Origin of the sequence: Enterococcus sp. AZ170 (genome assembly GCF_050545135.1) — a bacterium.
GTDB classification, from domain to species: domain Bacteria; phylum Bacillota; class Bacilli; order Lactobacillales; family Enterococcaceae; genus Enterococcus_L; species Enterococcus_L ureilyticus.
Map to the genome: position 1 here is coordinate 2,928,721 of NZ_CP172947.1, position 12,729 is coordinate 2,941,449.

General features: G+C 35.5%; 14 protein-coding genes. 5 read left to right on the forward strand and 9 right to left on the reverse strand.

Annotated features, from left to right (window positions below):
* Positions 1-59: 59 nt before the first annotated feature.
* The gene (locus IGJ55_RS14105) at positions 60-746 is read left to right on the forward strand and encodes a 4'-phosphopantetheinyl transferase family protein (protein ID WP_069639371.1); all 687 of its coding nucleotides are present in this window, start codon (positions 60-62) and stop codon (positions 744-746) included.
* A gap of 85 nt (positions 747-831) precedes the next feature.
* Here the strand turns inward: IGJ55_RS14105 and IGJ55_RS14110 are convergent, their stop codons facing one another.
* The 5 genes from IGJ55_RS14110 to IGJ55_RS14130 form a co-directional block, all read right to left on the reverse strand.
* A complete protein-coding gene (locus tag IGJ55_RS14110; RefSeq protein WP_207120884.1) occupies positions 832-2,073 on the reverse strand; it encodes an MFS transporter in 1,242 nt (413 codons plus the stop codon).
* A 106-nt stretch (positions 2,074-2,179) separates the two neighbouring features.
* Positions 2,180-2,383: a hypothetical protein gene (locus IGJ55_RS14115; RefSeq protein WP_069639369.1), complete on the reverse strand. Its 204-nt coding sequence runs from the start codon at positions 2,381-2,383 to the stop codon at positions 2,180-2,182.
* 17 nt (positions 2,384-2,400) lie between these two features.
* Positions 2,401-2,628 (reverse strand): hypothetical protein, encoded by a 228-nt coding sequence (locus tag IGJ55_RS14120; RefSeq protein ID WP_069639368.1) that lies wholly within the window; start codon positions 2,626-2,628, stop codon positions 2,401-2,403.
* A gap of 80 nt (positions 2,629-2,708) precedes the next feature.
* Complete coding sequence (locus IGJ55_RS14125; protein ID WP_069639367.1) at positions 2,709-3,392, reverse strand: ABC transporter permease; 684 nt, start codon at positions 3,390-3,392, stop codon at positions 2,709-2,711.
* Positions 3,389-4,123, reverse strand: a complete 735-nt coding sequence (locus tag IGJ55_RS14130; protein WP_083244309.1) for an ABC transporter ATP-binding protein — start codon at positions 4,121-4,123, stop codon at positions 3,389-3,391. The genes IGJ55_RS14125 and IGJ55_RS14130 overlap by 4 nt, the downstream gene beginning before the upstream one ends.
* Before the next feature lie 225 nt (positions 4,124-4,348).
* Here IGJ55_RS14130 and IGJ55_RS14135 point away from each other — a divergent pair, with 225 nt between their 5' ends.
* Entirely contained in the window at positions 4,349-4,936 is a 588-nt protein-coding gene (locus IGJ55_RS14135) for a TetR/AcrR family transcriptional regulator (protein WP_430606679.1), read from the forward strand.
* A 21-nt stretch (positions 4,937-4,957) separates the two neighbouring features.
* Positions 4,958-5,194 (forward strand): hypothetical protein, encoded by a 237-nt coding sequence (locus IGJ55_RS14140; protein ID WP_069639365.1) that lies wholly within the window; start codon positions 4,958-4,960, stop codon positions 5,192-5,194.
* Positions 5,195-5,267: 73 nt separating this feature from the next.
* On the opposite strand, the gene IGJ55_RS14145 is transcribed toward IGJ55_RS14140, so the two are convergent.
* The 4 genes from IGJ55_RS14145 to IGJ55_RS14160 all read right to left on the reverse strand — a co-directional run bounded on the left by IGJ55_RS14145 (position 5,268) and on the right by IGJ55_RS14160 (position 11,141).
* A complete protein-coding gene (locus IGJ55_RS14145; protein ID WP_430606680.1) occupies positions 5,268-6,698 on the reverse strand; it encodes a family 1 glycosylhydrolase in 1,431 nt (476 codons plus the stop codon).
* Positions 6,699-6,777: 79 nt separating this feature from the next.
* Positions 6,778-8,637, reverse strand: a complete 1,860-nt coding sequence (locus tag IGJ55_RS14150; RefSeq protein ID WP_069639363.1) for a beta-glucoside-specific PTS transporter subunit IIABC — start codon at positions 8,635-8,637, stop codon at positions 6,778-6,780.
* A gap of 4 nt (positions 8,638-8,641) precedes the next feature.
* On the reverse strand, positions 8,642-9,490 hold the full coding sequence (locus IGJ55_RS14155; RefSeq protein WP_430606681.1) for a PRD domain-containing protein: 849 nt from the start codon (positions 9,488-9,490) through the stop codon (positions 8,642-8,644).
* A 202-nt stretch (positions 9,491-9,692) separates the two neighbouring features.
* Positions 9,693-11,141 carry a glycoside hydrolase family 1 protein gene (locus IGJ55_RS14160; protein ID WP_430606682.1) on the reverse strand — a complete coding sequence of 483 codons (1,449 nt, stop codon included), beginning with the start codon at positions 11,139-11,141 and terminating at the stop codon, positions 9,693-9,695.
* Positions 11,142-11,302: 161 nt separating this feature from the next.
* Here IGJ55_RS14160 and IGJ55_RS14165 point away from each other — a divergent pair, with 161 nt between their 5' ends.
* Together IGJ55_RS14165 and IGJ55_RS14170 are read left to right on the forward strand one after the other, a co-directional pair.
* Positions 11,303-12,094: a MurR/RpiR family transcriptional regulator gene (locus tag IGJ55_RS14165; RefSeq protein WP_429948666.1), complete on the forward strand. Its 792-nt coding sequence runs from the start codon at positions 11,303-11,305 to the stop codon at positions 12,092-12,094.
* A gap of 31 nt (positions 12,095-12,125) precedes the next feature.
* Entirely contained in the window at positions 12,126-12,728 is a 603-nt protein-coding gene (locus IGJ55_RS14170) for a hypothetical protein (RefSeq protein ID WP_069639359.1), read from the forward strand.
* The last annotated feature ends 1 nt before the right edge of the window (position 12,729 follow it).

Below are 12,729 nucleotides of genomic sequence, written 5' to 3' on the forward strand. Positions count from 1 at the left end.
TAAAATATACTTACGATACTTCAAATAATCGATCCACTAGTCTTTGTATAGGAGTCCATATGCTAATTACACATTTAATGAAGCTAGATTGTTCACTAAAAACAGATACTTACTCTAAATGGTACCACTTACTTGAATTGGAAAAGCAATACAAAATAGCGAAATTCTGCTTCCCCGATGACCGACTACGCTCACTTACAGCGGGCATCTTGTTACGCTCTATGCTATCCAATTATTGTGGATTAACTCTTTCTGAATTGACTTTTTCAACGTCTAAATTGGGAAAGCCCTTCTTAATTTCTCACCCAACTATCTTTTTTAATTTGACTCATTCTGCTAGTTATGTTGCTTGCTCAATCAGCAGTGCTCCTGTAGGGATAGATATTGAGAAGATGGTCCAAATTAATATTAAAGAGATTGCTACATTTTTTTCTATTTCAGAACAAGACTATATTTTTTCTAAAGGAAGCGAGCAAAAACGTTTAGATGCCTTTTATTCTATCTGGACCCTGAAAGAAGCTTTTAGTAAAAAAATGGGTTGCGGTCTATCGATTCCTTTGGACAGTTATTCATTTTCATTAAGCGGAAAAACGATTTCTCTTTCAACACATTTAAAAAATAATGCTCAATTTTCTTCACAGTCTATTGAAAAGCACTATAAATTTGGGCTTTGTTCCCCAATTCTTTCAGAAAATAATGAAAAACGTTTGACTCTAACTGAGTTGATTGAAACTATACCTTTTTAAATGCAAAAAAATGCTTAGCTTATCATTTTATAAGTGATAAGCTAAGCACAAAACGTCACCTAGTTTGCAGTGTTAACCGCTCTTTTCATTGATTAAAATTTTTAAACGAGTTCTTTGAAAAATAGCTAACTAACAACATGACTAACCCTGTAAATAGAAATAGGATATAGACCGAGTTTGAAAAAATATCAAATAAAAAACCATATACAGCCTGTGAAAGCGGCTGCGCACATAAACTTAATGTCGTTACATAAGACATTACTTTTCCAACTAACTGAACAGGTGTATTCGCCTGTATATTAGAAACAACAAAAATTGAAAATAAGGTAAACAAAGCTTGTAATAACATGATCATAAATGTAAATAGTGCAAACGTTACTGTAGCAGGCATATCGATCATAAAAATAACCCCCATGAGAAGAACTAACAGGCTCGATAACCCAACAATCAAATAACTATTTTTCATATTTAATTTTTTTGAAAGTACACCTACCATGATAGCTCCAGCAATTCCAGCTAAAGAAATCAAGCCTTGATTGATACCCAAATATTGACTATCCAGATCCAAAACGATTCGAATAATATAAGGGATACCAACAAATAACAACCCAGATATAAAGAAGCTGATAGCACCTAAAACTACGATAATTTTTATAATTGCTGGTTCTTCTTTCCTAATAAACAACCAGCTTTCTTTCAAATCTTTAATAACCGTTGCAATGGCACCATTCTCAAATTTAACTGTCAAAATAGGGATTTTGATAAAACATTCGATAGCCGCAGCACCAAAGAATAAAATAAAACACATAATAAATATCCATTCAATTCTCACTAAGCTATATAGAAAACCAGCAAGAATCGGCCCAACAAAATTTGCAAACAACTGAATTTGATTCACAACTGAGTTTGCCTTCAACAAATTATTTTCTTTAAATAACAATGGCATACTTGATTGGACAATCGGCGTTTCAAATGCTGACACAACTGACATCAAGAGCAAACAAATAGCAACGACCGCAATACTCGCTTTTGAAACGACTGAAAAGTAAACTAGTACCGCAATACAGGCATACAAACCATCCATAATAACCATCATATTTTTTTTATTGAAATTATCTGCTAAAACACCACCAATTGGGGAAAAAATAATTGTTGGAATGATCGATACTGCTAAAAGCGTACCAAACAATGCAGCAGACTTTGTTAGATCTAAAATATATAGGGATAACGCAAATTTCATTACAGAATTTGCTAAAACAGATAGGGTTTGCCCCATAATGATATAAGCAAAATTCCTACTCCAAATCGTACGACTTTCAATCTCCATTTTTTGCCTCCTAAATTTAAAAGCTAAAAGAGCTAGACCAGTTTTAACAGGGAAATAGAAAGAATTGGCTACGGTATTTTTCCCAAAAAACTGGTACATCATGCTCTTAGCGTTTCATATTGACTAACAAAAAGTTTGCTCCAGCTAAAATGCCTGGTATTAAAAAAACGAATGAGAATTTTAAACACACAAGGCTAACGATCATAACAAGCAAACTAATGAGCGAATATTTATTCGTCACTCTTGGTAATTTCACTTTGATTCCTAAACTTTCACCGATATTTTCAAAAAAACGAGTCATTTGATCCATTCTTATCATCCCTTTCCCTATAGTAAACTTGTTAGTAGCTGTGCACCTTGAGCCAGAACAATAACGATCCCACCCCAAATCAAGACTTTAGAAAGATTTTTATTTTTACTCTTATTTCTTTTGCCTAATACCAATCCGATAATAAGTAATATAATTCCTAAAATAATGGTTCCGATCCATACATATATTAGAACGGACTGATCAGGAATTTTGATAAATGAATTGTCTAAAAGTTTAGTTGGCATGATTAATACTCTCCCTTAATATAAAATATAGTGTACTTAGTCTGTTTTGATAAAAAAATCGACTACGAAACTTGAGAATCTTAAATTTCTTTTACTAACATTGAGCGATAAGTTATGACTAGCAAAATCAGGCTAACCACTCCCAGAAATAACGAAACAACAGGAATTCCTAGTAATCCTGAAGGTGAAGCTTGCGAATTAGAACCAATCACGACAATCACTAATGATGAAACGATTGTTGCAATAACCGAACTATTCCTCATCCCAATAAATAAAGGTAAAAATCCTAAACAAATGTTAGAAATAAGCACGATTACTACAGACCATAAGCTTTCAGGCATAAACGTGACAAATGTAAGCTGTCGACTTAATAAATAAATACTGATTTCTTGAAATACTGTAGAAAATACGGCAAATGCGGCTGTCAATAAGAAAACAAGCAAGAATTTGGCTAGAATCATTTGTTTTTTACTATATGGATAAGTAAATAACACGGTGATTGTTTTTGTTTTGTACTCCTCAATAATGATTTGAACAATCAAAATCGATTGCCATACAATTAGAACAGCTCGTGTAATCAGTAGGGCTAACTCAGAAGTCGTCAGTTGCATAGCTACACCTGTTGGCGTACCTTCACTTGGATTTGCTAGTAATGTCGACGTAAAAATCGAAAGAAGTAAAACGATGCAGTTCATCGCGAGCAACGAAATAATTTGGCTTTTCAAATTAATTTTTTTTAATTCGATTTTTAATAGTTTGCTCATTCATTCCCTCCTCCTTTAACTAAGGATAGATAGTATTCTTCAATGTCCATATCCATCTCTTCCAACTCTTTTTTACCCACTTCTTTAATCAGCTTACCTTTCGCGACAATCCCGATCGTATCAGCTATTTTGAATACTTCAATCAAGATATGGCTAGAAATCAAAACAGTGGTTCCATAGGTCTGATTGATACGTAAAATCAAATTTCTAAAATCAATAATTCCTTCTGGGTCTAATCCATTGATCGGTTCATCTAAAATCAATAGCTGTGGTTCATTTAAAAGTGCTCGACCTAATCCTAAACGTTGTTTCATTCCTAGTGAGAGCTGATCGATCATTTTCCCTTTCGCCTCACTTAAGCCAACATCTTGTAATACCTTATCTACATTGACCTTAAACTGTTCTCCCATGTAGTCACAATGAAGCAGAAGATTTTCTTCTACCGTCATATTTTCATAAAAAACAGGTGTTTCAATGATACTGCCAAGTTTCTTAAATTGATCCACAGCTTGCGGCATCTTCTCGTTAAAGAGATAAATCTCCCCACTATTCGGTTTTACAAGGTCAAAAATAGCTTTTATGATTGTTGTTTTTCCAGCACCATTCGCACCCAACAAACCGTAAATCATCCCTTTTTTTAAGGACAGCGAGACATCATCTAAAACAAGTTGTTCACCAAATGTTTTCGTCAGTTGTTTGATCTCCAACACATTATCCAATAACCAGTTCACTCATTTCTCTTGAATATTTATTTATGAATATTCATAACTTTATATTCACATGATAATGCTTGTCTAAAGTTCTGTCAAGTCTTTATAACATTTTTGCTGAAATTAATAAATGAATGTTCTATTTTTTGATGGATTCGCATGATAAAAACTTGACAAATTTTTTATTTAATCTACAATTATGAATATTAATAGAAATTTATTCAACAGTCAGAAAGTAGGCTACTAATGAAGACAGGTACTAAGGGATTTTCAGAAGAAAAGCGGGCAGAACTAAGAAGTACTCTCTGTATGGAATGTGAAAAAAGCTGGGGGATCAATGGTTATAAGAAAACGAATATCGCTGAATTGACCTCTAAAGCAGCCATTTCTACTGGCGCATTTTACTTATTATATGGCACAAAAGAAGATTTATTTGTTGATACATTAAATCGAGTTCAAAATCGCTTAAAAACAAATTGGCGCAACATTTTATATGCGGATCCATCTAAAGAAGGTTTTGTCGAAGCAATGAAATTCTTATTTAGAGAATACAAAAACTCGCCTTTTCTTTATGATTTCTCTAATCCTGATTTTTTAGCTTTTATTGGCAAATTACCACCAGATCTCATCGCTGAACTTGAAACGGACAACTGGAAGTTTTTTGAAGAGGCATTACACATTGCCAATCTAAAACTTAAGGTAAGCGAAAAAAAAGCCTTTGAAATCATCAATACTTTGCTAAGTATTATTATTATCCGCAACAGGGTAACCGATGATTTCGAGACTATTTTTGAGTTTATTTTAAACTCTACCATTGATAATGTGATTGAATAGCACTATAAAGGAGGAATAAGCATGTTATCAGAAATCAACACTACTTTAAACAAAGTCAACGACGCTTTAGATGTCAATGTTTCTTTACCCACACCAAATGACGACCGACTAGCCAAGGCATCTGCTGTCAATTTTTTATTAGGGACAACGGCTTTCTGCTATGGTCTCCTTTCAAAAAAGAAAAGTTATTGTGTAATAGGTGGCCTCTCAGTTCTTTCTGCATTATTTTTAAACGAAGAAATTGGTCGAGATAAGTAAATAGTAGTACTCACTTACAGGAATAAAAAAAGCATGTGCCAAATAAATTTTTTGACACACGCTTTTTTTGTATTTATTTTGTTGAAAAATTTGGGTTTTGCTTAATCATTTCTTGATACCATTTAAATGATTTTTTCTTCTTGCGTTCTAAAGTTCCTGTCTGATCATCATTTTTATCTACATAGATAAACCCATAGCGTTTTTTCATTTCACCAGTTGTTGCACTGACTAAATCAATTGGTCCCCACATTAAATAGCCAAAACAATCTACATAATCTTCAACGATTGCTTTTTCCATTTGTTCTAAATGTTTTTGAAGATAATCGATGCGGTAATCATCTTGAATCGAACCATCAGCTTCCACCTGATCCACTGCGCCTAAGCCATTTTCCGTAATGATGATCGGTAACCCGTAGCGTCTATATACATAATTTAAAAGATATCTTAATCCAGTCGGATCGATTGCCCAACCCCACTTACTCTGTTTAAGATACGGATTTTGAACACCGCCGAATAAAGTTTCTTCATTATCGTCGTCCCCTTCATAATGGGCCACACTTGAAGAATAATAATTTAGTCCTATAAAATCCAACTTGCCTTTTGCAAAAGCATCTTGGTCGGCTTTAGAAATTTCTAGCTCAATGCCTTGAGCCTTGTATTCTTTCAATTTGTACGCTGGAAATTTCCCCATACACATAGCATCGATCTGATAAAATTCACGATCTGTTTCTTTCAACGAATTCATAACATTTTGCGGATCACAATTTAACGGATAGGCTGGTGTCAAACCAAAAACGCAGCCAACTTGATTCGTTGGATCGATTCTTCGAGCTAACGCGACAGCCTCTACACTAGCTAATGTCATATTGTAGCTGATTGTTGCTAACGTTTGCTTTTTGTTTTCCATCTCAGTGTATTTCAATCCAGCAATAATATAGGTAAAAATATCTGATGCTTCTGTTTGAGGATCAATATGGTTCATTTCGTTAAACGTTACCCAATAACGGACTTTGCCTTTTAGCGCTTCAAACATTGTTTGACAATAGTTTAAATAAAAGTCAATGACTTTTCTGTTCGTCCATGAGTCATATTCTCTGACTAAATGAACGGGCATTTCAAAATGATACAATGTCACGATCGGTTCAATGCCATTTTTCAATAATTCATCGACTACTTTTTGATAAAACTGAACCCCTAATGGATTAGCTTTTGCTTCATCGCCTTTAGGATAAATTCTTGACCAATCGATGGAAATGCGTAGTGCTTTAAAACCCATCTCAGCAAATAAAGCGATGTCTTCTTTATAGCTATGATAAAAATTGATCCCATCATGTGATGGATAATATTTATCTGCCTCAATTGTCTGACAAATTTCACGAGGAGTTTCATGACTTCCTTGCGTGACCAGATCCATGATCGCCACACCTTTACCGTCTTGATCCCAAGCACCTTCACATTGATGAGCAGCAATACTGCCGCCCCATAAAAATTCATTTTTTTTCATTGTGTATTCTCCTTAAATTAAAAGCAACGCGGGCTCGCTCAGCTCTTAGAAATTGATAGATAGCCCGCAAAGCTAGATATTATAAAATAACGGTCAAACACTCATCATCGGCGAATAAATTTTCTTGTGTTGCTGGTATCACGTCTAAGTAATCCATTGTATTTGTAATAACCACGATAACAGTTGGGTCATACCCATCATTTTTGATTCCTTCAAAATCAACTGTTGATAGTAATTGACCTTGTTTTACATAATCGCCTTGTTCCACGATCGTATCAAAGTGTTTGCCATCAAGTTCTACTGTATCGATACCGATGTGGATCAGTACTTCTACGCCTTGTTCTGTTTTGATGCCGATTGCATGCTTCGTTGGAAAAACAGCTGATACTTCACCTGCAACAGGTGCAACGATTTGACTATCACTTGGAATAATTCCTAATCCTTTACCTAATGCACCCGTTGAGAATGCTTGATCGTTGATTTCAGCTAATGGAACCAATTTTCCTTCTACAACTGAAGCCAGGGGAACTTTCTTTAAGGTCGTATTTGAGACTTGTTCAGTTTCTTTTAGTGGTTCTTTTGACTGGACTTCTTTTTCTTCTTGAGGAATCCCTAAAATGTAAGCAGCAACACCCGCTGCTACAAAACCAACCACTACACTGATGATCATAAAAATCAGGTTAGAGAAATCTTGATTATCCGCATACGATGGTAGCCCCATCAAGCCCCAAACAATAGAATAGGTTTTTACGTTCATTAGACCTGCAAACAAACCACCCATTCCACCACCGATCATAACGGCAATAAACGGTCTTCTATATTTAATAAAGGCACCATAAATCGCTGGTTCTGTGACACCCATCAACGCACTAAAACTCACTGTCCCAAATAATTGTTTCTGTTTAGAATCTTTTGCTCTTAAGAAGTAACCTAACATGGCACCTGATACAGCTAAATCAGAAATTGTCGCTGCTGCTAAGAAAATCGGGTCGTACCCCATTTTGTTTACAAAATTCAGTGCTAAAGGCATCATGAAGTTTCCAGCACCTAACATGATCAAGAACGGTTGGAATGCTGCATAAAGCATCACAACGATCCAGCTACCAAATGTATTGTGTAAGACTTCAAAGAACCAACCAATACCGTCGCCAATCCAAATCCCGATCGGTCCAAATACTAATAATGTTACTGGCAAACAAATCACCATGATCAATAATGGGTTTAAAAAGTATTGTAAAAACTTCGGAACATATTTTTTTAATAATACTGTTAATTGTCCCATAAACCAAACAGCTAAAATAATTGGAATAAATGAGTTCGCATAAACCATTTGCGGTAATTGAATCCCAAAGATGCTCAAACCTGCTACATCATTGATTGAACTTGAAACAAGCGTTGCTGCTAACGCTACTGCCAAATAAGGACTCGCTTTTAAGCGCTTTGCACAAGACATAGCAATTAAAATTGGTAAAAAGAAAAAGACTGCTGAACGAATCGAATCTAATAATTGATACGTTGGGCTATCTGCAGAAATCAGCCCTGTGATTGAAAATAATGATAAAAAACCAGCTAGTAATCCAGAAGCAATAATCGGCTCGATCACAGGTGTCATTGTTTCAGAAAGTAAGTCCATTGCTGCTTTTAACGGATTTTTTTTCTCTTTTACTTCTGTTTCCTCATCTGAGCTGGGTGCTATTCCCAACATACTGATCAATTCTGCGTGAACTTCACTAACATGTGTCCCAATGATCACTTGGTAAGCTACGTTATTAGAGACAACATCGATTACGCCATCTAGCGCCTTTAATCCTTCTGTGTCAGCCTTTGAGCGATCATTTAAGGTAAAACGTAAACGGGTCATACAATGAACGACCGCTTGGATATTCTCTTTCCCACCTACTAGGCGGATGATGTCTTCATTAAATGTTTGATATTTCATTTTCTTATGTCCTCTCTTTTTGACTCCGATGCGTCACTCGATGGATATGGAGCATAAGATAGGTTTCTTCATCGATCGTTAGATTACAGCTGTACTTTTGCTGAACATAGACTCTGATTTTCTGCACACATTCAAACGAACTAGGATACAAGAGCTTGATTTGTTCATTTAAGATTGAATCACTTTCCTCATCACTATTTTGAGTCATGATTCGTTGAATAAAGTATTGCAGATGGGTCATCAGCCTCATATAATTCAAAGAGCCTTCATCTAATTTAATCTGAAAATGATACTGAATGATCGATAAGATATCTCTTAAACTCTCCATTGAGCGGATCGTTTCGTCTAGATTATTCTTATCCTCCTGCAGATTGACAAAGTGTAACGCAATCGAAACAGCTTCATCCTCTGGAAATGTTACTTGGAATTGGTCATTGATCAAGTTCAATGCATACATGCCAATGTCAAAATGCTGCGGATAAAATTTCTTTACTTCCCAAGTTAATGGGCTGCGAATAAATTGTCCTTTGGCTGCACGTTTCAATGCAAATTCGATATGATCCAGTAATGTCAAACTGAGATAGTCATTTGATTTTTCACCCAACTTTTCTTCCCCGTAAGCAATGATTTGATTGACTAAAGTGATATGATTCGCATCAGAATGAGACAACAAATAACTAAAGTGCTCCAACATATCATTAGAATCTAACACATACGTTTTTTCAATTTCATCTTCATGGATGACTTGACCGACTTTTTTTCTAAACGCCAAACCCTTGGCATAGACGATGACCTCGTTGTCTCCACGGCTTACGATTGCTACGTTGTTGTTTAAAATTTGACTTACTTTCACTTGATATACTCCTTTCCAGAAAAAAAACTCAAACTACCCAGGAAAGGACATTCCTAGGTAATCTGAGTTCTGCCTGCATTATTCAGTAACATACTCTATAAATGACTACATCGTCATTATCAGTTTTTTCTCTTGTGTTTAGTATAATCCATTCAGCTAAAATAAGCAACGCTTACATTGAATATATTTCGGTATTCTTCTCTTAATCCAGATTGCCGCCATTTGTTTCAATTACTTTTTTGTACCAATAGAAAGAATCTTTTCTAGAGCGATCCAAGGTGCCTTTTCCCTCATCGTCTAAATCCACATAAATGAAGCCGTAACGTTTGGACATTTCACTCGTACTTGCACTGACTAAATCGATACAGCCCCATGGCGTGTAGCCCATTAAGTCCACACCTTCATTGATGGCTTGTTCCATTTGTTCAATATGACTTCTTAAATAATCAATACGATAGCTATCATGAATACTGCCGTCTGCTTCGACAACATCTTTAGCACCTAACCCGTTTTCTACGATAAATAATGGAATTTGATAACGATCATATAGCTTATGCAAGGTTACACGTAAGCCAACTGGATCAATTTGCCAACCCCATTCACTTGCTTCTAAGTAGGGATTTTTCTTAGACCCCAGTAAGTTGCCTTCTGTAATATTGCCCTCTTTTTTATGGGACGCAATGCTACTCATGTAGTAGCTGAAAGACATATAATCGACTGTTCCTTCTTTCAGAATTTGATCATCACTTGCTTCTTTTTTGATCGTAATATTATGGTCACGGAAGAATTTATTCATATAACTTGGATAATATCCACGAATTTGAACATCTGAATAGAATAAGTTATTGTGATCACTATTCACACTTTCCATTACATCTAACGGATGACAGGTTTCCGGATAAGCTTCCATTCTTGCTAACATACAACCAATTTTCGCATTTGGAATAATGTCATGACACGCTTTAACTGCTAGAGCACTTGCTACAAATTGATGATGGGCTGCTTGGTATTGCGCCTGCAGCATATTTTTTTCTCCATCAGCTAAGATTCCACCACTTAAATAGCCTGTCATTCCAATAATATTGATTTCATTAAAGGTCAACCAGTATTTCACTTTGTTCTTGTAGCGATTAAAAAGAACACGTGCATAACGTTCAAACGCTTCAATCGTCTTACGACTTTCCCATCCATTTTGCTTAAATGCTAATCCTAAAGGAAACTCATAATGAGAAATCGTTACGAGTGGTTCTATATCATATTTCAAGCACTCATCAAAAACCGCATCATAGAAAGCTAAACCAGCTTCATTTGGCTCTAACTCATCTCCGTTTGGAAAAATGCGCGGCCAAGAAATCGATAAACGGAACGTTTTAAAGCCCATCTCAGCAAATAAGGCAATATCCTCTTTATATCTATGATAAAAATCGATGCCGTGACGTTTCGGATAGACTCCTTCTTTGTCATTCATCGCAAACTCAACATCTGCTTTGGTCGTTGGTTTAAGTAATTCTGCCATACTTATTCCGTTTTCTTTGATAAAACGTGCAGTATCAGCTGTTGACCAGCCCTTACCGTCTTCTAAAAATGCCCCTTCAAACTGATTAGCTGCTGTTGCGCCGCCCCATAAAAAATTTTGTGGAAATCCACTCATATTTCCCATCCTCTCAATCATTGATTTAGTGTATAATTGATTTAACAACTTTAGTTTACCATGAGAAGAGCCCGAGCTATTTTTATGTTTCTGATACGATTTTCATTATTACGATTCATTTTCATGTTTGCGAAAATGAATCGCTACGAAGGAGTTTTTTGATGCTTGATCTATTTGATTTTCTCCATTATTTAAATACGAATAAGCGAGATGCAACCTATTCACGAATCATCATTTATCTCTTTACTCATCTTGACAAAATTCGAATGATGACGATTACTGAAATTGCAGAATCTTGTTTCGTCTCACCTGCAACACTAACACGTTTTTGTCGTCACTTCGGTGTTTCCAGCTTTGCCTCTTTACGGGAATCGTTAGTTTCTTTAGGAACAATGAGAAAGCATAGTGGTTTACGGATGAAAGAACAGGAATTAGCAGATTTGACTAGTGATCCCAAAAGTTATCTCGCTTCTTATGGAAATGAAATCAGCACAGCAATCAATGATGTTTTACAAACGATCGATATAACCCAAGTGGATCATATCTTGGCTGATATCCATCATGCTGAAGAAATCGTTCTTATCGGCTACAGTTCCACTTTAGATTTAGCTAAAGATTTACAAACCTCTTTTCTACTCAGCCAAAAATTAGTCTTGGTAGGAGAAACAGAAGAAACACAGCAAGCTTTTATTGAAGACCTTAGCACAGATTCGATGGTGATTGTTATTTCATCTTATGGTTCTGTCCTTAATCGCAGTAGTGAGCTAATGAGAAAAATCAGCGACAGTCCCGCACGGTCGATTCTTTTGACACAGCATACACAAAATACTTTGACCAACCAATTTGACTTAGCTGTCAATGTAACGACGACAAATTATGTGCGTATTGGAAATTATCCGTTGACTTTTTTTCTAGATTATTTTGTAAGACGCTATGCAAGTTTGTATCAGTAAATAAATTAAGATTGTTATTATAGGAGGAATTATGGGTATATTTGATTTTTTTAAAAAGGAAGAGCCAAAAGAAGTGGTTGATTTAAATGAGGAAGTCGCTAAAATCGTCGCTATTTATGAAGATTATCCTGAATTTCCAGCGATGTCAGCTGACCGTAACGTTGATGAATGGTTAAAAACAATTGCAGATGGTAGTGGCAAAATTGTTCCGAAAGAAAATATGATCAGAAATGCAGATGGTTTATTACCTGGTGAAGTGCTTTTACTTGATTGGGTCAATGAAAAAGACTCGACTACTGGGTGTTTTCCAGAGTTCTTTGAAATGGAGTTTGGAATTGATCCCGTAGAAGCAACGAATCAACTATTATTTGCTGATTATCTAGATATTTTAAATGATGCATCTGTTATTGATTATTGGTCTTTATTTCAGCTAAATGAAGTTTTAGAGGAAAATGGTCTCAACCAATATGATACGAAAGAACGCGCTATCCAAGTATTGAAAAAGGAATTTACCGCTGATTATATCGTAAATATGGTCGATCCCGGGATTTATGTTTTAATGGAGAAAGGTCAGTTTATTGTATCTAAATATGCTGATTTTATTCACGAATATTTAGATACACCACCTGAATAAA

What these genes read in the sequence shown, in the direction of transcription:
- IGJ55_RS14105 (WP_069639371.1), top strand. Translation starts at nt 60, where the DNA reads ATGCTAATTACACATTTAATGAAGCTAGATTGTTCACTAAAAACAGAT.
- IGJ55_RS14110 (WP_207120884.1), bottom strand. Translation starts at nt 2,073, where the DNA reads ATGGAGATTGAAAGTCGTACGATTTGGAGTAGGAATTTTGCTTATATC.
- IGJ55_RS14115 (WP_069639369.1), bottom strand. Translation starts at nt 2,383, where the DNA reads ATGGATCAAATGACTCGTTTTTTTGAAAATATCGGTGAAAGTTTAGGA.
- IGJ55_RS14120 (WP_069639368.1), bottom strand. Translation starts at nt 2,628, where the DNA reads ATGCCAACTAAACTTTTAGACAATTCATTTATCAAAATTCCTGATCAG.
- IGJ55_RS14125 (WP_069639367.1), bottom strand. Translation starts at nt 3,392, where the DNA reads ATGAGCAAACTATTAAAAATCGAATTAAAAAAAATTAATTTGAAAAGC.
- IGJ55_RS14135 (WP_430606679.1), top strand. Translation starts at nt 4,349, where the DNA reads ATGAAGACAGGTACTAAGGGATTTTCAGAAGAAAAGCGGGCAGAACTA.
- IGJ55_RS14140 (WP_069639365.1), top strand. Translation starts at nt 4,958, where the DNA reads ATGTTATCAGAAATCAACACTACTTTAAACAAAGTCAACGACGCTTTA.
- IGJ55_RS14145 (WP_430606680.1), bottom strand. Translation starts at nt 6,698, where the DNA reads ATGAAAAAAAATGAATTTTTATGGGGCGGCAGTATTGCTGCTCATCAA.
- IGJ55_RS14150 (WP_069639363.1), bottom strand. Translation starts at nt 8,637, where the DNA reads ATGAAATATCAAACATTTAATGAAGACATCATCCGCCTAGTAGGTGGG.
- IGJ55_RS14160 (WP_430606682.1), bottom strand. Translation starts at nt 11,141, where the DNA reads ATGAGTGGATTTCCACAAAATTTTTTATGGGGCGGCGCAACAGCAGCT.
- IGJ55_RS14165 (WP_429948666.1), top strand. Translation starts at nt 11,303, where the DNA reads ATGCTTGATCTATTTGATTTTCTCCATTATTTAAATACGAATAAGCGA.
- IGJ55_RS14170 (WP_069639359.1), top strand. Translation starts at nt 12,126, where the DNA reads ATGGGTATATTTGATTTTTTTAAAAAGGAAGAGCCAAAAGAAGTGGTT.